Genomic DNA, 18,526 nt, shown 5'->3' with positions numbered 1-18,526 from the left:
TCATTTCTCCCAAATACTATTGTTCGTGCTTGGGAAGAAGAAAATATTTTTAAAATGGAGGGATAGTTACGTTTAGTCAATTTTAAAATGATTGATATTGAGTATCTTCATTAGATAAAAACAAGATTGGTCATACGATAATTTTTCAAACCAACATATCTCATTAAAACTGTCCTAAATTAAATAACCAGCATCATTCTAAAAACATACCAATTAAAACCTTGTATTTAATTTAAACATTAACCTCATGTTAATGAATGTGGTTTAAGGTTGATTGATCAAAGACTCAGAAAAGGCTCTTATAGGCTTAGATCAAAATACAGAATTAGGATAAATGACATGGATGGTTCGGTTCAGAACATAGAACGTAAATGGAATACACGGCGACATGCCAAACAACTAAAAATAGACATGGTCAATCAGTATGCCAATGGTGTAGTCATTCCAACGCAAGATATTGTTCAGGTGTTAGAAATCTTAATTAAGGCGGGTGATCGCGTTGTTTTAGAAGGAAATAACCAAAAACAAGCCGATTTCCTTTCCCGTTCATTGGCACAAACGAACTCTGATATTTTACACGACCTACATATGATCATGCCAAGCGTAGGGCGCCCAGAACATCTGGATTTATTTGAAAAAGGCATTGCTCGTAAGCTTGATTTTTCATTTGCCGGTACACAAAGTTTACGCATTAGCCAGCTGGTTGAAGATGGGCTACTCGAAATTGGTGCAATTCATACCTATATTGAACTCTATTCGCGCTTATTGGTCGATTTAATTCCAAATGTTGTGCTTTCCGCAGGTTTTATGGCAGATCGCGAAGGTAATATTTATACAGGAGCAAGTACAGAAGATACTCCTGCACTGATTGAACCTGCAGCTTTTAGTGATGGCATTGTGATTGTGCAGGTTAATGAGTTGGTGGATGACGTCAAAGATTTACCTCGGGTCGATATTCCTGCTTCTTGGGTCGACTTTGTGGTTGTGGCGGATAAGCCTTTTTATATTGAACCTTTATTTACCCGCGATCCTAAACATATCAAGCCTGTACATATCTTAATGGCCATGATGGCGATTCGAGGGATTTATGAACGTCATAATGTACAGTCGTTGAATCATGGCATTGGTTTTAATACTGCGGCAATTGAACTGATTTTACCAACTTACGGTGAGTCTTTAGGTTTAAAAGGCAAGATCTGTCGTAATTGGACGCTCAACCCTCATCCTACCTTAATTCCTGCAATTGAAAGTGGCTGGGTGGAAAGCGTGCATTGTTTTGGTACAGAACTGGGCATGGAAAAATACGTTGCGGCGCGACCAGATGTATTTTTTACAGGGCGGGATGGTTCTCTACGTTCAAATCGAATGATGTGTCAGCTGGCTGGACAATATGCAGTTGATTTATTTATTGGCGCAACCTTACAAGTCGATGGCAGTGGGCATTCTTCAACAGTAACCAAAGGCCGTTTAGCTGGCTTTGGTGGTGCACCCAATATGGGACATGATCCGCGTGGACGACGTCATGCGACGCCTGCATGGTTAGATATGCGTCCTTCAGGTGCAACAGAAACGGATACTTATCTTGCTCGTGGTAAAAAACTGGTTGTACAAATGGTGGAAACCTTCCAAGAAGGTGGCAAACCGACTTTTGTACATACCTTAGATGCAGTCGAAGTTGCTAAAAAAGCAGGAATGCCTCTCGCTCCAATTATGATTTATGGCGATGATGTGACACACCTTTTAACCGAAGAAGGCATTGCATATCTGTATAAAGCCAGAAGTTTAGAAGAACGTCAGGAGATGATTGCTGCGGTTGCAGGAGTAACTGAAATTGGCTTAAACCATAATCCTAAAACAACAGAACGTTTAAGACGTGAAGGCTTGGTCGTGTTTCCTGAAGATCTAGGTATTCGTCGTACCGATGCCACACGTGAATTATTAGCTGCAAAAAATATTGCGGATCTTGTGACATGGTCTGATGGGCTATATCAACCTCCAGCAAAATTTAGGAGTTGGTAATGAATGCACGTGTTCAATCCTATATTAGCCAACATTGTATTTTACTTGCAGATTTTGCAGTCGATGCTTTGGTTGCAGAAGTCAATTTAACCCCAAAACCTGCGTTGGTCGATCAACGTGGAAGCGGTGCACACGATGATTTAACACTGGAGTTAATGGAGCGTTCAGCCCACAGTTTACATCCGATGTTTGTGGCAATGGCACAGGCTGCTGTTCAACATAGAACTTGTTCACAAGCCTTACGTGAAGCGATTGGTGAAATTGGTCGTTTAGGTGAAGCCACCATGTTACAGACAACCCATGGGGTGAATACTCATCGTGGCGCAATTTGGGCATTAGGACTGATGGTTACAGCAAGTGCATTGAGGAGTTTAGATGCCAAACCAGTACAAGCCATTGAACTGTGTCAATTGGCAGGGAAAATTGCACAACTGGAAGATCGTTTTATTCCCCAGCAGGCACTCAGTCATGGTCAACAAGTTCAAAAAACCTTAGGTATAAGTGGTGCTAAGGCACAAGCACAGCAAGGTTTTCCTGCAATTGTGAGTTTTGGCTTACCTGAACTGTATAAAAGTCGTCAAACACAGGGCAATGAAACAACCGCACGAATAGATGCTTTGCTTGCCATGATGACCACGCTTGATGATACCTGCGTTTTATACCGTGCAGGAGAAGCAGGATTAGCGCGAATGCAGCAAGGTGCTCAAAAGGTGCTTGCACTGGGCGGTTATTCAACTGTCGCTGGACAACGTGAATTTGATTTCTTAGAACAAGACCTTTTACGTTTAAGAGCCTCACCCGGTGGAGTGGCCGATGTACTTGCAGCCACATTATTTATTGATCGTGTTGAGCAACTTTATTTTAAAAATAAATTGGATGTGTAGTCATGGAAACACTTAATTTTGAATTTTCTGCGGGTAGTACACCCACTAAAAAAGCATTGGTTGGTTGTGTCGGTTCTGGTGATTTAGAAGTTTTAATGCAACCCAATTCAACAGGAAAAATTTCAATTCAAGTTGTCACCTCAGTTGATGGTAGTTCAAAGCGTTGGGGAAATTTATTTGCGCGGATGTTTGCTGAACAAAAACCGTTAGCTGTACATATTGATATTCATGATTTTGGTGCAACACCCGGTGTTGTTCGCCTACGTTTAGAACAAGCATTTGAGGAGGTGAGCCGTGGCTGATTTACAAAATTTACTGGCTAAGAAAAGCTTTATTGAACTGAGTGCTCGAGAACGTGCCAAAGCATTATTAGATGAAAATAGCTTTCGTGAGTTATTAGATCCTTTTGCACGAATGATGTCGCCGTGGCTACCCAAGCAGAATATTGTGCCACAAGCGGATGATGGTGTCGTGGTTGCAAAAGGCACACTGCAGCAAAAACCAGTCGTTATTATTTCGATTGAAGGTAATTTTCAGGGTGGAAGCCTAGGCGAAGTTGGCGGTGCAAAAATTGCGGGTGCATTAGAACTTGCTGTCGAAGATAACCTTAAAGGAATTCCGACTGCCGCTATTTTATTACTTGAAACAGGTGGCGTTCGGTTACAAGAAGCAAATTTAGGGTTGGCTGCCATTGCAGAAATACAAGCCGCAATAGTAGCGCTTAGACAATATCAACCTGTTATCGGCGTTATTGCGGGAAGTGTTGGTTGTTTTGGTGGCATGTCAATTGCAGCTGCATTATGCAGTTATTTAATTATGACCCAAGAAGGACGTTTAGGACTAAATGGCCCACAAGTTATTGAGCAAGAAGCAGGTGTACAAGAATATGACTCGAAGGATCGACCATTTATTTGGAGTATTACTGGTGGACAGCAACGTGCCGCAAGTGGCTTGGTTGATGCCTATGTTGAAGATGATCGTCAGCAGATTCAGCAACAAGTTTTACAGTATTTAATTCAAGGGCAACCAGAGTTACATCGTAGCTCAAATTATGATTTTTATTTGAATCACTTACAGGGCGTTGATACTACGGTTCAGGCTACACCACTTCAAGTTCGAACTTTATATCAAGGAGAACAAGCATGAATATGGATATACATGCAGTTAAAACATCAACACGTGGGCAGAATTGGTTTAAGGCACTCACTGCTGATTTTGCCCAGATTAAAGATGCTGTAGAGTCTGTTTGCGTTGCAGATGGACAAATTTCAGAAAAAAAGGTGCGTGTTATAGCAGTCGTCCCATACCAACACAATCTTTATCCACGTGCTCAAAGTGGTGAAGTTGGATTGTTGGAAGGTTGGACTTTAGCCAAAATTGTGGATGATGCCATTCAAGCCGATCTAGGCCGTGATCATAAACGTGCCATTTTATGTATTGTCGATGTTCCAAGTCAGGCTTATGGCCGCCGTGAAGAACTTTTTGGTATTCATCAGGCGCTTGCAGGTGCAGTCGATAGTTATGCGCGAGCACGTTTGGCAGGGCACCCTGTGATTAGTTTATTGGTTGGCAAGTCAATGTCAGGCGCATTTTTAGCACATGGCTACCAAGCAAATCGTATCATTGCACTTAAAGATACAGGTGTTATGGTGCATGCCATGGGGAAAGAGTCGGCGGCCCGTGTGACACTGCGTACTGTGGATGAGCTAGAAAAACTTGCAGCAAATATTCCACCTATGGCCTATGACATTGAAAGCTATGCCACATTAGGCTTGCTATCCGACCTTTTAACCGTCGCGAACCCTGAACAACCGACAATTGAAGATATTGCATCTGTTCAAAATGCATTTTTACACGCATTAAATGACATTCAAGCCACGGCTTCAACAGGACTTGAACATCGCTTACATGGTGAAAACCGACAAGCTTCGAAAAAAGTACGTGAATTATTGCGTGAGCAATGGTATGCAGACTGAAACACCACTTCAAGCACATGACTTGTTATGGGGTATGACGCTTGATCTGTTAGAAACGGATTTGCCCACATGGGTTACAGAGGTTATTACACAAGGACAACCAGTTGTTGTGCGCCGTGCGACAACAGATCCTACAGTCATTGCAGTTGGAATTCGTGGTACAGCAAGACATCAACGGTATGCGACACAAATGCCAGTTTCTGCAATTACTAAGCAGTTAAAACCAGAGGCATTGAGTAATGTGGACTTAGACTGTTTTCCACATTTAATGAACCAGTTGCAGATGATTCAAAACATATTGAATCAAAAACACTGGACATGGGGATATACAGGTAGCGTCGGGTTTGAGTTGGCAACAGGTATTCAGACTGTAACTGAAAACAGTGATATTGATCTTTTGATTCGGAAAGAGGAATTTTTGACCAAAGATGAAGCCAAACAATTGCTTCATCAGCTGGAACAAACTGAATTAAAACTGGATGTGCAACTACAAACCCCAAAGGGTGGTGTCGCACTTAAAGAATGGGCAAGCTCTACAGGGAAAGTATTACTAAAACGAAATGATGGTGCCGTTTTAGTAAATAATCCTTGGCTGTAAAGGGATGATGGCATGAGTTCAATTTGGGTATATCCAGGTCAGGGGGCACAAAAAGTCAATATGTTGCATGACTTGCCTGAACATCGATTGGTTCAACACTATTTAGAACGCGCTTCAGTGGCTTTGCAGCGTGATGTACTGACCTTGGATCAACCCGATGAACTGCGTTCAACAGAAGCGGTACAACTGTGCTTGTATTTAGCAGGTTATATCAGTTCAGCCATTCTACTTAATGAACAGGTACAACCTGACTATGTCGCAGGGCTATCAATTGGTGCATGGACAGCAGCAGCGGTCGCAGGTGTTTATAGTTTTGAACAAGGTCTTAAGCTGGTGTCATTGCGTGGCAAGCTCATGCAAGACGCTTATCCTTCTGGTTATGGCATGACTGCCATCATCAATGCCGATAAATCACAGGTGAGCCAATGGGTTGCAGAGGTTTATCAACAAATGGGTGATGTTTATGTCGCTAATTTAAATGCAGCCAATCAGATTGTTATTTCTGGTTCAGAACTGGCGATGCAACAGGTGATAGAAATTGCTAAAAGTCAGGGAGCAATTGCTAAAAAATTAAATGTAAGTGTGCCATCACATTGCGAATTGTTGGATGCACAAGCACAACAACTGGTTCAGGCTATGGCACACATAGATTTGAATCCAGCAAAGTTTAAATATTTAAGTGGTACATCTGCACGGTTAATTCATAAAGCAGAGCAAATTAAAGAGGATCTGATCTTTAATATGTGCCGAACCATTGATTGGGAAAGTACCGTTCAAGCATCGTGGGAGCGTGGCGTTAGGTTACATATCGAAGTTTTACCTGGTTCGGTTTTAACTGGGCTTGCTAGAAAAAATTTTAAGGAAGGGAATATACTTTCTTTTCAAGGAACACGTTTAGATAGTCTTATCTGTGCAATGCATAAAGAAAGTGCTTAATCACGGTATAAGTCGCTAAATAAATTTAAAAAAGTCGTTATCCAAGGATGTGAGGAATTAACAATGATTATATATGGAACAGCACTCTTAGCCATTTGCCACCTGTTAGGAGATTATTTTGGTAATACCTTAGGCATGTTGCTAGGCGTCAAAGCAAATGTGGGTGGTGTTGCCATCTCGATGATTTTGCTGATTTTATCAAAAGAGATTTTAGCAAAAAAAGGATATTTACCTAAAGGAACTCAGTTCGGTGTGTTGTATTGGTCAGGAATGTACATTCCAATTGTAGTTGCCATGTCTGCGGGTCAAAATGTCGTTGCTGCATTATCAGGTGGCATGTTGGGTTTAATCGTTTCAGTGGCTTCGTTAATTGGTACTGTTTTGGTCATTCGTTATTTAAATAAAATGAATTGTGACTATGAAACTTATGAGTGGCCAGTTGAATCTCAGGAAAAGACCGCTTAATTTTCGTTATAAAACGATGAGTTCAATAATTAAAAGGAATTAAATAAATGGATGCTTTAATTGCGGTATTAAGTAAAAATGCGCTAGTGACTGCACTTGCAGTCACAGGATTGATGATGTTTGTTTCTCATCTACTGTCAAAGTATTTGACTCGAGGTAAATTACAAAGTTCTGCAATTGCAATTACCTTAGGTTTAGTCGTAGCGTATTTTGCGGGTGTATATACACAAGGAACCAAAGGCGTTTCAGATATTGTCATTTTTTCTGGATTTGCTTTACTTGGTGGCGCAATGATTCGTGACCTTGCTATTGCTTCTACTGCATTTGAAGTCGATGTGAAAGAAGTTAAAAAGGCAGGAAAAGTAGGTCTAGTTGCATTAGCACTGGGTTGTGTTGTTCCTTTTGTGATTGGTGCAATGGTGGCATGGTTAATGGGATATAAAGACCCAGTTTCAATGACGACCATTGGTGCAGGTGCAATGACTTATATTGTTGGCCCAATTACAGGCACAGCGATTGGCGCGAGTTCCGATGTCATTGCCTTATCAATTGCGATTGGATTAATTAAGTCGGTGTTCTTTATGGTAGGAACCCCACTACTGGCTAAATTTATGTACTTAAAAAGCCCTAAATCTGCCATGGTCTTTGGTGGTTTGGCTGGAACAACAAGTGGAACGGCAGCTGGTTTAGCTGGAACTGATGTTCGTCTTGTTCCTTATGGTGCGTTGGTTGCAACGTTTTATACTGGTTTAGGTTGCCTATTGGGGCCTTCTGTATTCTTCCTTACGATAAATGCTATTTTTGGCTAAATGAATTTATTTTATCCAGTATGGGCAATTTATTGATAACACATAAATTGCCCAATTTTTTATTTTTAGACATTTCTTGAAAACATACGACACTCAGCAATTAATGCCAATAAATTTGGGTCTCTTTCCTTCCTTTTTAGAAAAACCAAACCAATTTCCTGTTTAATTTGATATTGGCGCTTAAGCCGAATTAATTTGACAGAATTTTCATAAATTGTTGAAATTCGACCAGGCAATAATGCAAGTCCAACGCCAGAGCTGACCATACTAATTAAAGTAAAAATATCAGAAACTTGTAAAAAAACCTTAGGTTCAATTCCTGCTTTTTCAAAGACAAAATCACTGTCATTACGCGTAGCAAACCCTTTTGCCAGTATCAAAAAAGTTTCATCTTTAAGCTGACTTAAATCAATTTCTTTAAGTGCTGCATATTTAGAATTTTTATGTACAGCTAAAAAGATATCATCTTGAAACATAGGCAAACATTCAAATTCTTGATCTTGAGTGGTTTCATTGAGTGCGACAATAATAGCGTCTAACTCAGTTGCCTTTAGCTTTTTGACTAAATCTAGGTTTGAATTTAACAACAGTTGTATATCTAAATCGCCTCGTCTAAGTTTTAAACCACTAATGATACTTGGAATAGTATTTACTGTTAGGGAATACAAAGACCCTAAATGAAAAATTTTTGAAGCAAATCCTGCTGCTTCACGTGTTTTATTAACGGTCGTGACAATATCTTGAACAATTTTCTTGGAATTTTCTTCAAGTACATAGGCACTTTTTAACGGGATTAAATTGCGTCCTTCATTTTTAAATAAAGGGCAACGTAATGAATTTTCAAGAGAATGTAATGCTTTATGAACACTGACATTACTAATTTGCATTTCAACTGCTGTTTTTGACAAATTACCACAGCGCATAAAAGCTAAAAAAATTTGAATTTTTTTGAGCGTGAGTTCTTCATCTATTTCCACCGAGGTTTATCCTTAAATGCTGATGGGATGGATGTATGAATATAGTCTATTGAAGTACTCAATGAATAGAATTGTATTTGATTTTAGGAGTATTAATTTCTCATTATTTTGATTCAGTTTATACAGATGGCGTTTATAGCGAATAAGGACAGGCTAGATCTTTACTTATAGATAAAACTTGTCGTCAAAAGAAGCTAACAAATCAATAGCAACCTATATTCACCATCCTTTTCAGTAGGTGCTCTATGGACACAAGGTAAGACTTGTTGCGTTGGATGATCTACAGCCAACCGCCAAAGATGTCCTGAACCTAAATTCATAGGTTTTGTATTGGGTTTAGGCTGATAATGTAGGTCAAAGAAATAGTCTTCTAGGAAAGTTTCAAATTCAGCCTCTGGGCCGTCATGTAATTTTTTAAGTTTTCCTCTAATTTCTGGAATCAAAACTTTTTGTTCAACCTGATTATGGGGCAAGATATCACTTGCAGGGCCATAATAGGTACATAAAAAAGTATCCGTTTCGATGGGTGAGCGATCAATATGATATGAATATACATCTGTTGAAATGAAATCTAGTTCATCATCTCGTTCATAATTTTTAAGTAAATTAAGAGAAGGTGATGCTCCGAAATCAGTTAATAGTTGCACATCCTTTAAGATAGTTTCTCTTGCTAGATGACCGCTTTCTGAAAGCTGTAGTGCTAAAAGGTCTTCAATGGAAACTTCTGTAATATTTTCTTTTAATTCAAGCTTATCTACAATTTCTTTAAAATCGCCAACCAAATTTCTATGCCAGCCAATGGCATTGTTATCTCCTTGAAAATTTAAATTTACAAGTTCAGAAAAAGTAGAAACTACTTTAATTTGATTGTTGTCAGAAAGTGTGTTTTTCATATTGGGGTTAAATAATAAACTATGTCTAATTATACACTTAGCTTGATAGAAATAGAGAAGGATTCAGTCCATATTTTGAATAAAGCTTGTCGAATAAGTGGATCTAATAAAAGCTATTCGGATTAAATTTTGTACATAAAATGGATGATTTAGAAATTATTGACCCTGTGGGTTTTTGCCAATGACGAAGTTTTTAAACTGCAATAGGATGAGTGAAATCTACAATAAAAACCCATCAACAAGGAAGGACTATGTTGGCTTGCGATGCAGATTTAGAATTGTTCAGAGATAACTTTCGCCGTTTTATGCAAGAGAATATTGCGCCACACTATGAACAATGGGAACATGAAGGCATTATGCCACGTTCGGTGTGGAACGCTTTAGGTGAAAATGGCTTTCTTTGCGTAGATGTACCTGAAGAATATGGCGGTTATGGTGTACCAATTCACTATTCACTTATGTTAGTAGAAGAGTCTGCCCGTGCAGGTTTTTGCGCATTAGCGACAGCTATTTCATGCCATTCAGAAATTGCTGCGCCGTATATTTTGAACATTGGTTCAGAAGAACAAAAGCAGTATTGGTTGCCGAAGATGGTTAGTGGTGAAGTCGTGGGCGCAATTGGTATGACTGAGCCAGGTGCGGGTTCAGACTTGCAGTCCATGCGCAGTAACGCCATTTTACAGGGCGATCATTACTTACTGAACGGTTCTAAAACTTTTATTTCCAATGGGCAACATGCAGATTTAGTGGTTTTGGCTGCCAAAACTGATCCGCAAGCACGTGCGAAAGGAGTTTCACTACTGCTAGTCGATACGCATTTGGAAGGCTTTAAAAAGGGCACCAACTTAAACAAGATTGGTCTTCACTCTCAAGATACTTCAGAATTGTTTTATGACAATGTCAAAGTGCCAAAAGAGCAGTTGCTGGGGCAGGCAGGGCAAGGTTTTGCATATTTGATGCAGGAATTACCGCGTGAACGTACCTCTATTGCATCTATAGCGATTGGCGCAATTCGTGGTTCAATTGATTTAGCTACTCAGTATGTCAAAGAGCGCCAAGCGTTTGGTCAGGCAATTGGACAGTTCCAAAATACCCGCTTTGTATTGGCGCAGGCTAAAATTGATGAACTGGCGACAGCTGCCTTTTATGAACGCAATGTTGAGCTGTATATGCAAGGCAAATTGGATGTTGAAACAGCGGCAGCCTTAAAAAGTTTTTCATCGGATATGCAGATGAAAGTCGCGGACAACCTACTACAACTGTTTGGTGGCTACGGCTATATGATGGAATATCCAATTTCTCGTTTCTTTGTCGATGCGCGGATTCAGCAAATCTACGGTGGTACAAATGAAATTATGAAAGAAATTGTCGCTCGCGGTATCTTAGGCCGTTAGGCGTTTCAAACACAGACGTTTAAAAAAAGCTTTTAGGCCACTGCTGTCCGATCGTTTAATTTAAACAAAAAGCCTGAACCCTAATAGTTAAAATGTGAGTGTAAATACTTTAACTATAAAGGGTTCAGGTTTTATTACATCAGAATATTATATTTCATTAATTAAACCTGTTGTGAGACAAGATTTTGTACGTCTTGCTCAGAAATTTAGATTCACATCCCTCAGGGGGTAGTGTGTTGATATTTCACTTTGCTTGATTAAGACTGAATTGTAAAAAAGCCCATTTATGGTGAGGAAGGTATTGGGGGTGAAGACTGATTTATTTTAGGAAAATATTGTTAATCAAGCTTTATGCATAGCCGTGTATAATCAATATATTCAAAAATGAAAATAAAATTTCAAAATTGAAAACATTTTTAATTTATAACTAGTTGAAAAATAATAAAAAAATTAATGGCACATTATTTGCTTTATGAAATAAAAAGGAGATATGTTATGGATGGCATTCAAGTTCAAGGTTTACAAACACTGTTAATGCAACGGTTGGATTTTATCACTGACTCACCGATGCTAATTAAAAAACTGAGTGGTGGAGCTATTCAGGAAAATTGGGAAATTTCGGGTCAACGTAATCATGCAAATTATGACATTGTTTTAAGAAAAAATGCGGAAACGGGTGTGGATGCCAGTTCAGACCGTAAACAAGAATATGATCTTTTACATCGTTTATATGCATATTACAGATCGTGCCAAAGACATGATCAAATCAGGTGGTGAATGGATCAGCAGCGTTGAAGTAGAAAATGCGGCAATGGGATATCACAAAGTTCATGAGGCTGCAGTCATTGCAGTAGAGCATGCCAAATGGGGAGAGCGTCCTTTATTGATTCTTGTGGCGAAGGAAAATCAATCGATTAGTCATGAGGAGATATTGCTTTATCTATCTAATGATTTACATAAATGGGCATTGCCTTCTGCAACGATTGTGGTGAAAGAAATCCCTCATACTCCAACAGGAAAAATCAGTAAAAAACAATTAAGAGAAAAATATCAGCACTATTTTCAGCAACTAAATGCCGTATAAAACCATAAAAAAGGATTTTTTATATGCAAGGAAATATAGAAATTGCCATTATTCAAAATACAAAATTTACCAAGATGGTCAAGGCTCGCAATCGTTTTGCCATGTGGTTAAGTATCTGTATTTTAGTGATGTATTTTTTATTCATAGGGGTTGCTAGCTTTTACCCACATCTTCTTGCGCAGACCTTGGGTGATCGGGTAATGACCATTGGGATGCCAATTGCAGCATTAGTTATTATTTTCAGTTGGCTGATTACAGGCCTTTATATTTACATCACCAATCAGCATTTTGACCGAATAAAAGCGCAATTGAAGCAGGAGTATCAATATGAATAAATTTTTACTTTTGGCAATGATTGTTGTCTCTAGCAGCCATGCACAAGCTGCAACGCATCAGGCATTGAATTGGACTGCAATTGGCATGTTCACCACAATTGTTTTTATTACTTTGGTGATTACTTGGCAAGCTGCTCGAAAAACCCATTCAAAAGAAGATTTTTATACTGCGGGCGGTTCAATTTCAGCAAAGCAAAATGGTTTAGCTATTGCTGGTGATTATATGTCTGCCTCTACTTTGCTTGGTGCTTCAAGCATGGTCTTTTTTAAAGGTTATGATGGTTTTATTTATGTCACAGGCTTTTTTGTCTGTTGGCCAATCTTAACTTTTTTAATGGCTGAGCGACTGCGAAATTTAGGAAAATATACTTTTGCAGATATTGTTTCCTATCGTTTAGAACCTGCAAAAACCCGTGTTTTAGCAACCTGTGGTTCATTAATCGTGGTGTGTTGCTATCTATTATTACAAATGGTCGGTGCAGGACAATTGATCAAACTGTTATTTGGGATTGATTATACTGTTGCTGTGGTTTTAGTCGGTTGTCTTATGCTGGTTTATGTCATGTTCGGTGGCATGTTGGCAACTACTTGGATTCAGATTGTTAAAGCAATTTTATTATTGTTTGGCGGTACGGTACTGACATTTTTGTGTTTAAGATATTTTGGCTTTAGTTTCGATAATTTAGTTGCTGCCGCTGTAAAAAATCATCATTTAGGGCAAAAGGTCTTGGAACCTGGCTCGATGCTTTCTAATCCAATTAATGCATTATCAACTTCACTCGCTTTAATTTTTGGCTTAGCGGGCTTACCTCATATTTTAATGCGTTTCTTTACTGTTTCGAATGCTCAAGAGGCGCGTAAATCGGTCTTTTATGCTTCGGGATATATCGGTTATTTCTTTATTTTAGTTTGTATCCTTGGTTTTGCTGCCATTTCAATTATTGGCACTAATCCAAATTTTTATGTGGATGGAAAATTAGGTGGAGAATTAATTGGTGGCTCAAATATGGTTGCTATTCATCTGGCTGGCGCTTTAGGCGGCAATCTTTTATTAGGTTTTCTCTCTGCGGTGGCTTTCGCCACGATTCTTGCTGTGGTTGCAGGCTTAACGCTGGCAGGTGCATCGGCAATTTCTCATGACCTTTTTCAGAAAGTGATTAAAAAAGGGCAAGCGACTGAAAAACAAGAGATGAATATTTCAAGAGTGGCGGTGATTGGCCTTGGTGTGATTGCTATAGCTTGCGGTATTTTATTTGAAAAAATGAATATTACCTTTTTAATGGGGCTGACTTTTGGTATTGCGGCATCTGCTAATTTTCCTGTGCTGTTTTTAGCGATGTATTGGAAAGATCTCACCACGAGAGGGGCATTATGGGGCGGATTTACAGGCATTATTTCTGCAATTGTTCTCGTTGTGCTCTCACCAACGGTGTGGGTTGGTGTTTTAGGCTATGCTCAGGCCATTTTCCCATATGACAACCCTGCATTATTTTCCATGCCTTTGGCATTTATCGTAAGTTGTGTTGTTTCCTTAACGGATCATAGTGAGCGTGCTGCAATAGATAGAGCTGGCTTTGAACAACAAGTTGTTCGTTCTGAATTAGGTGCTAGACAAGCAGATTTAGAAAAAGTACCTGTACATTAACTGTTGTTATTTCAATTATTTAAAATCATAGCGACAAGGAGTAAGCATGTTAAATCTAAAGGATAAAGTTGCCATCGTTACAGGCGCAGGTTCTGGTTTCGGTGAAGCCATTGCAAAACAATTTGCTAAGCAAGGCGCAAAAGTCGCCATTCTAGATCTTAATTTGCAGTCAGCAGAGCGTGTTGCAAGAGAGATTGGTGATTCCGCTATTGCGATTCAAGTTGATGTCGGCGATTTTGATACGGTACAAACTGTTGTGCAACAAGTCAGCACGCAATTGGGTCAAGTGGATATATTGGTAAATAATGCTGGCGTGACTCATCAAAATAAACCAATGCTTGAGGTGGATGAGGCAACTTTTGACCATGTCTTTAGAGTCAATGTAAAGTCAATTTTCAATTTTTCACATGCCGTTATTCCTATGATGCGTGAACAAAAAAGTGGTGTGATACTCAACATTGGATCTGTCGCAGGCATCCGTCCTAGACCAGGTTTGATGTGGTATAACGGTTCTAAAGGTGCAGTGAATATGTTGTCAAAATCAATGGCGGTAGAATTAGCGCCTTGGAATATTCGAGTCAATGCAATTTGTCCGACATTAGGTGCAACAGGCATACTTGAAGCTGCCATGGGTGTCCCTGATACGCCTGAAAATAGAGCTAAGTTTATTGCGACAATTCCAATGGGGCGTTTTGTAGAAGCGGATGATGTAGCCAATGCGGCACTTTATTTAGTGTCTGACCAAGCATCGTTTATTACCGGTGTGGAATTTCCAGTCGATGGTGGAAGGACTGTTTAGTAGTTTGTTGACCTTTGTTGTATAAAAAATAGCGAGATAGCCAAACTCAAATGTGCTACTTGCTAAGACTTGTGCAATATTTAGATTACCATTTTAAAGTGCAGTACCATGCTCTTGAAATAATACTCGGCATCGTGAATACAATTTCGCAGATTCACGATATCGAGCTGTAGCATCTCTGAATTAATTTACTGAATTAAATAAACTTTATATTTAAGTATCGCTTGAATCCTAATAGCTTAAGGAGGTTTTAACTTTTAGTCTTTATGTAAGTTATATATTATAGTTTATATCTATAAACAATCATTAGTAATATTTATTTGAGCTATATTTAACAAGGGTCTATGATTAATTTCAAGTAATCACATGGAAAAGGACTTATTGTGAAAACGGTTCATCAATATACCTATGAAATTTTAAGAAAAAATAATATTCAAACTATTTTTGGTAATCCTGGCTCAAATGAATTGCCTTTCTTAAAGAATTTTCCAAGTGATTTTCAATATATTCTCGGCTTGCATGAAGGTGCAGTGGTTGGTATTGCAGATGGTTATGCACAGGCAACGGGTCACCCTGCTTTTGTGAATCTGCATTCTGCAGCCGGAACTGGAAATGCAATGGGTGCTCTGAGTAATGCATGGAATTCGCATACCCCTTTAGTCATTACATCTGGTCAACAAACCCGTGCCATGATGGGTGTAGAAGCTTTACTGACTAACATTGAAGCAGCCCAATTGCCAAAACCATTGGTAAAATGGAGTCATGAACCTGCTAGTGCTAATGAAGTCCCTCATGCGATTCATCGTGCTATTGATATTTCCAAAGCAGAAGCAGCAGGCCCTGTTTATGTTTCTATTCCTTATAGTGATTGGGATGTTGAGGTAGATGACCAAAATGAGCATTTACTACATAAGCAAGTGGTCAGTTCTCAATGCCTATCGGCGAAAGATCTGGCTTTAATACAAGAAAAAATCAAGTCAGCTAAAAACGTTGCATTAGTATTGGGTACAGATGTAGATCGTCAATGTGCTAATGAAAATGCAATTAAATTTGCTGAAGCTTTAAATGTACCTGTGTGGGTGGCACCATCTTCTCCACGTTGTCCATTTCCAACGACACATGTAGCATTTCAAGGAATTCTTCCTGCAAGTATTGCGGGTATTTCTAAAATTTTTGAAGATTATAGTTTGGTGCTTGTTTTCGGTGCGCCTGTGTTCCGTTATCACCAATACGAACCGGGGCAGTATTTAGGTGAAAACACCGAATTAATGGCGTTCACTTGTGATCTGCATGAGGCTGCTCGTGCTGCGATGGGAACAAGTTTTGTCTGTGATTTAGATGATACTTTGGCGCGTTTGAGTGAGGTAGTTGAAGCTAAGTCTATAGCTGTAATGCCTCGTAAAGAATTGGCATTAGCCGAATCCAGTGCTGATGGATATATTAAACCTGAACGCTTGTTTGATCTGCTCAATCTTTTGGCACCTGAAGATGTCATTTATACCAATGAATCGACATCAACCACGAATATTTTGTGGGAACGTTTAAGCTTGAAAGGGCAAGGGAGCTACTATTTTGCAGCAGCAGGTGGGTTAGGTTTTGGTATGCCGGCTGCTGTTGGAATTCAATTGGCGCGACCTGAACGTCGTGTTGTGGCTGTTATTGGTGATGGTTCAGCTAATTATAGTATTACTGCATTATGGACGGCAGCCCAGTATAAAATTCCTGTCATCTTCATTATTTTAAAAAATGGAACATATGGTGCATTACGTTGGTTTGCAGGTGTACTCAATGCAGAAAATGTACCAGGTATGGATGTGCCAGATATTGATTTTACGCAAATTGCAAAAGGCTATGGTGTAGAGGCATGTAGTGTAAATAATGATGGTGCATTTATTGAAGCCTTTAATCAGGCACTAGATTTAGATAAGCCAACATTGATTGAGGTTATAACGGCTGACTTAAAGTAAGTGTGCAGTACATCATTGAAAATAAAGTGAGGAAAATAATTATGCAACATCAGATCATCAATGAATTGTCTCAAGCTTTGAGTTCGGCACAAGTACTGAGCAAGGAGACCGATAAAGCACCTTATGTCAAAGGCTTTCGGGTTGGGAAAGGTGAGGCGGTTGCAGTGATTATTCCTAAGACGTTATTGGAGTTGTGGAAAACTTTAGAATTATGTGTCAAACATGATGTCATCATGATTCTACAGGCGGCCAATACAGGTGTGACAGGTGGTTCAACACCTGACTCCAATGATTATGACCGTGATGTTGTCGTGGTCAGTACATTAAAACTTAAAGGATTACAATTACTAGATGATGCCAATCAAGTGTTGGCATTTCCAGGCACAACCCTGACTGAATTGGAAATTGCTTTAAAGCCTTATCAGCGTGAACCACATTCTGTTATTGGTTCATCATGTATTGGTGCATCTGTGATTGGTGGAATTTGTAATAATTCAGGGGGCTCGTTAATTCGTCGTGGCCCGGCCTATACAGAAAAATCCTTATTTGCTCAAATAAATGCACAGGGCGAACTGCAATTGGTTAATCATTTAGGGATTAATTTAGGTGAAACGCCTGAAGAAATTTTCCAAAATTTAGAGCAACAGCATTATCGTACAGGTCAGAGTGACGCGTGGAATGGAAAAATTTGGGCCGAAAATTATGCAGATACTTTACGAGATACAACTTCACCGACGCCGACCAGATATAACGGAAACCCAGAGTATTTGCATGAAAGTGCAGGTTGTTCAGGAAAATTAGCTGTCTTCGCTGTACGGTTGCCCACTTTTGAAGCAGCAGTTGAAGCAACGACATATTTAATTGGCAGTCATGATGAAACCAAGTTAATTCAGTTGCGTAAATATTTGTTAGAGCACTTATCGGTGCTTCCAAGTCAAGCAGAATACATTCATAAAAATGCGTTTGAGCTGACCCAGCACTATGCCAAACATATGTATAAAGCAATTGATATTTGGGGTGCAGAAAAAATTCCTGCACTTTTTGGGCTTAAAGCAAAAATTGATCGTTTTTTTAAATGTATACCTCTTGTCCCAAATAATATAGCAGACCGTTGTATTCAGTTGTTTAATCGTCTTGCACCCTCATGGATTGAACCACGACTACAAAATTTTCATCAGACCTATCCGCATCTGCTCATGCTTAAAATTGATATGCCACAGAATGATGAACTAAAAAAACTCTTAACAGATTTTTTTGCAGGTCAGACCGAGCAGTTTTTTCAATGTACCAAAAAAGAAGAAAAAAATGCATTTCTCATTCGTTTTGCCGTAGGCGGATGCATTATTTACTATTGTGAAAGTAAAAATATTGATCCTAATACACGCTTGGTATCTTTTGATGTCGCCTTTCGAAGAAATGATGCGCAATGGTTGATTGATTTACCTGAACATTTAAAACAGCAGGTGATGATGGAAAGTTGCTGTGGACACTTTTTTTGTTTTGTATCTCATCAAGATTATTTGCTGAAAGATGGTATCGATGCTCATCAGTTTAAGGATGACGTCCTCGCGTATTTGGAACAGCGCGGTGCGAAATATCCTGCAGAACATAATGTGGGACATCTTTATCAGGCATCTTCAGACTATCAGGCACATTTAAAACAATTAGATCCAACCAATACTTTCAACCCTGGAATTGGCAAAACCAGTAAATGTAAACATTGGCAGTAATTTTTGAATTTGAAA

Annotated in this window: 18 protein-coding genes and 1 pseudogene; 17 read left to right on the top strand and 2 right to left on the bottom strand. The window is 39.2% G+C overall.

The window, feature by feature from the left end; genetic code table 11:
* Positions 1-339 precede the first annotated feature (339 nt).
* The 9 genes from mdcA to madM all read left to right on the top strand — a co-directional run bounded on the left by mdcA (position 340) and on the right by madM (position 7,687).
* On the top strand, positions 340-2,019 hold the full coding sequence (gene mdcA, locus BBP83_RS09280; protein ID WP_068887799.1) for a malonate decarboxylase subunit alpha: 1,680 nt from the start codon (positions 340-342) through the stop codon (positions 2,017-2,019).
* Positions 2,019-2,903, top strand: a complete 885-nt coding sequence (locus tag BBP83_RS09275; RefSeq protein ID WP_068887796.1) for a triphosphoribosyl-dephospho-CoA synthase — start codon at positions 2,019-2,021, stop codon at positions 2,901-2,903. The genes mdcA and BBP83_RS09275 overlap by 1 nt, the downstream gene beginning before the upstream one ends.
* A gap of 2 nt (positions 2,904-2,905) precedes the next feature.
* Positions 2,906-3,205 carry a malonate decarboxylase subunit delta gene (locus BBP83_RS09270; protein ID WP_068887794.1) on the top strand — a complete coding sequence of 100 codons (300 nt, stop codon included), beginning with the start codon at positions 2,906-2,908 and terminating at the stop codon, positions 3,203-3,205.
* Entirely contained in the window at positions 3,198-4,049 is an 852-nt protein-coding gene (locus tag BBP83_RS09265; protein WP_068887791.1) for a biotin-independent malonate decarboxylase subunit beta, read from the top strand. Before BBP83_RS09270 ends, BBP83_RS09265 begins: the two co-directional genes overlap by 8 nt.
* The gene (gene mdcE, locus BBP83_RS09260) at positions 4,046-4,879 is read left to right on the top strand and encodes a biotin-independent malonate decarboxylase subunit gamma (RefSeq protein WP_068887789.1); all 834 of its coding nucleotides are present in this window, start codon (positions 4,046-4,048) and stop codon (positions 4,877-4,879) included. The genes BBP83_RS09265 and mdcE overlap by 4 nt, the downstream gene beginning before the upstream one ends.
* On the top strand, positions 4,869-5,477 hold the full coding sequence (locus tag BBP83_RS09255; protein WP_068887787.1) for a malonate decarboxylase holo-ACP synthase: 609 nt from the start codon (positions 4,869-4,871) through the stop codon (positions 5,475-5,477). The genes mdcE and BBP83_RS09255 overlap by 11 nt, the downstream gene beginning before the upstream one ends.
* 12 nt (positions 5,478-5,489) lie before the next feature.
* Complete coding sequence (mdcH, locus tag BBP83_RS09250) at positions 5,490-6,413, top strand: malonate decarboxylase subunit epsilon (RefSeq protein WP_068887785.1); 924 nt, start codon at positions 5,490-5,492, stop codon at positions 6,411-6,413.
* Positions 6,414-6,476: 63 nt separating this feature from the next.
* Positions 6,477-6,878, top strand: coding sequence for a malonate transporter subunit MadL (gene madL / locus BBP83_RS09245; RefSeq protein ID WP_068887783.1), 402 nt, complete (start codon positions 6,477-6,479; stop codon positions 6,876-6,878).
* 47 nt (positions 6,879-6,925) lie between these two features.
* Positions 6,926-7,687 (top strand): malonate transporter subunit MadM, encoded by a 762-nt coding sequence (gene madM / locus BBP83_RS09240; protein WP_068887780.1) that lies wholly within the window; start codon positions 6,926-6,928, stop codon positions 7,685-7,687.
* Between the two features lie 65 nt (positions 7,688-7,752).
* Here the strand turns inward: madM and BBP83_RS09235 are convergent, their stop codons facing one another.
* Positions 7,753-8,664, bottom strand: a complete 912-nt coding sequence (locus BBP83_RS09235) for a LysR family transcriptional regulator (RefSeq protein ID WP_068887779.1) — start codon at positions 8,662-8,664, stop codon at positions 7,753-7,755.
* Between the two features lie 194 nt (positions 8,665-8,858).
* A complete protein-coding gene (locus BBP83_RS09230) occupies positions 8,859-9,557 on the bottom strand; it encodes a DUF1826 domain-containing protein (protein ID WP_068887774.1) in 699 nt (232 codons plus the stop codon).
* A 251-nt stretch (positions 9,558-9,808) separates the two neighbouring features.
* On the opposite strand from BBP83_RS09230, the gene BBP83_RS09225 reads away from it, so the two are divergent.
* From BBP83_RS09225 to dld, 8 genes and pseudogenes are all read left to right on the top strand, one after another.
* Positions 9,809-10,951 carry an acyl-CoA dehydrogenase family protein gene (locus BBP83_RS09225; RefSeq protein WP_068887772.1) on the top strand — a complete coding sequence of 381 codons (1,143 nt, stop codon included), beginning with the start codon at positions 9,809-9,811 and terminating at the stop codon, positions 10,949-10,951.
* A gap of 495 nt (positions 10,952-11,446) precedes the next feature.
* On the top strand, positions 11,447-11,728 hold the full coding sequence (locus BBP83_RS15280; RefSeq protein WP_068887770.1) for a protein kinase family protein: 282 nt from the start codon (positions 11,447-11,449) through the stop codon (positions 11,726-11,728).
* Positions 11,679-12,035: pseudogene (locus BBP83_RS09215) on the top strand (AMP-binding enzyme); the annotation flags it as partial. The gene BBP83_RS15280 and the pseudogene BBP83_RS09215, both read left to right, overlap by 50 nt.
* A 23-nt stretch (positions 12,036-12,058) precedes the next feature.
* The gene (locus BBP83_RS09210; protein WP_068887760.1) at positions 12,059-12,370 is read left to right on the top strand and encodes a DUF485 domain-containing protein; all 312 of its coding nucleotides are present in this window, start codon (positions 12,059-12,061) and stop codon (positions 12,368-12,370) included.
* Positions 12,371-12,386: 16 nt separating this feature from the next.
* Positions 12,387-14,015, top strand: coding sequence for a cation/acetate symporter ActP (actP, locus tag BBP83_RS09205; protein WP_415502423.1), 1,629 nt, complete (start codon positions 12,387-12,389; stop codon positions 14,013-14,015).
* Between the two features lie 46 nt (positions 14,016-14,061).
* Positions 14,062-14,814 carry a glucose 1-dehydrogenase gene (locus tag BBP83_RS09200; protein ID WP_068887755.1) on the top strand — a complete coding sequence of 251 codons (753 nt, stop codon included), beginning with the start codon at positions 14,062-14,064 and terminating at the stop codon, positions 14,812-14,814.
* 383 nt (positions 14,815-15,197) lie between these two features.
* A complete protein-coding gene (gene mdlC / locus BBP83_RS09195) occupies positions 15,198-16,781 on the top strand; it encodes a benzoylformate decarboxylase (protein WP_068887753.1) in 1,584 nt (527 codons plus the stop codon).
* Positions 16,782-16,822: 41 nt separating this feature from the next.
* Positions 16,823-18,511 (top strand): D-lactate dehydrogenase, encoded by a 1,689-nt coding sequence (gene dld / locus BBP83_RS09190; RefSeq protein ID WP_068887750.1) that lies wholly within the window; start codon positions 16,823-16,825, stop codon positions 18,509-18,511.
* Positions 18,512-18,526 lie beyond the last annotated feature (15 nt).

It is taken from the genome of Acinetobacter celticus (assembly GCF_001707755.1).
In the GTDB taxonomy this organism is placed as follows: domain Bacteria; phylum Pseudomonadota; class Gammaproteobacteria; order Pseudomonadales; family Moraxellaceae; genus Acinetobacter; species Acinetobacter celticus.
This window is presented reverse-complemented; position numbering and strand designations above follow the sequence as displayed.

Excerpts from the sequence above, each read along its gene's own strand:
- mdcA (WP_068887799.1), top strand. The coding sequence starts at position 340 with ATGGATGGTTCGGTTCAGAACATAGAACGTAAATGGAATACACGGCGA.
- BBP83_RS09275 (WP_068887796.1), top strand. The coding sequence starts at position 2,019 with ATGAATGCACGTGTTCAATCCTATATTAGCCAACATTGTATTTTACTT.
- BBP83_RS09270 (WP_068887794.1), top strand. The coding sequence starts at position 2,906 with ATGGAAACACTTAATTTTGAATTTTCTGCGGGTAGTACACCCACTAAA.
- mdcE (WP_068887789.1), top strand. The coding sequence starts at position 4,046 with ATGAATATGGATATACATGCAGTTAAAACATCAACACGTGGGCAGAAT.
- BBP83_RS09255 (WP_068887787.1), top strand. The coding sequence starts at position 4,869 with ATGCAGACTGAAACACCACTTCAAGCACATGACTTGTTATGGGGTATG.
- mdcH (WP_068887785.1), top strand. The coding sequence starts at position 5,490 with ATGAGTTCAATTTGGGTATATCCAGGTCAGGGGGCACAAAAAGTCAAT.
- madL (WP_068887783.1), top strand. The coding sequence starts at position 6,477 with ATGATTATATATGGAACAGCACTCTTAGCCATTTGCCACCTGTTAGGA.
- madM (WP_068887780.1), top strand. The coding sequence starts at position 6,926 with ATGGATGCTTTAATTGCGGTATTAAGTAAAAATGCGCTAGTGACTGCA.
- BBP83_RS09230 (WP_068887774.1), bottom strand. The coding sequence starts at position 9,557 with ATGAAAAACACACTTTCTGACAACAATCAAATTAAAGTAGTTTCTACT.
- BBP83_RS09225 (WP_068887772.1), top strand. The coding sequence starts at position 9,809 with ATGTTGGCTTGCGATGCAGATTTAGAATTGTTCAGAGATAACTTTCGC.
- BBP83_RS15280 (WP_068887770.1), top strand. The coding sequence starts at position 11,447 with ATGGATGGCATTCAAGTTCAAGGTTTACAAACACTGTTAATGCAACGG.
- BBP83_RS09210 (WP_068887760.1), top strand. The coding sequence starts at position 12,059 with ATGCAAGGAAATATAGAAATTGCCATTATTCAAAATACAAAATTTACC.
- actP (WP_415502423.1), top strand. The coding sequence starts at position 12,387 with ATGATTGTTGTCTCTAGCAGCCATGCACAAGCTGCAACGCATCAGGCA.
- BBP83_RS09200 (WP_068887755.1), top strand. The coding sequence starts at position 14,062 with ATGTTAAATCTAAAGGATAAAGTTGCCATCGTTACAGGCGCAGGTTCT.
- dld (WP_068887750.1), top strand. The coding sequence starts at position 16,823 with ATGCAACATCAGATCATCAATGAATTGTCTCAAGCTTTGAGTTCGGCA.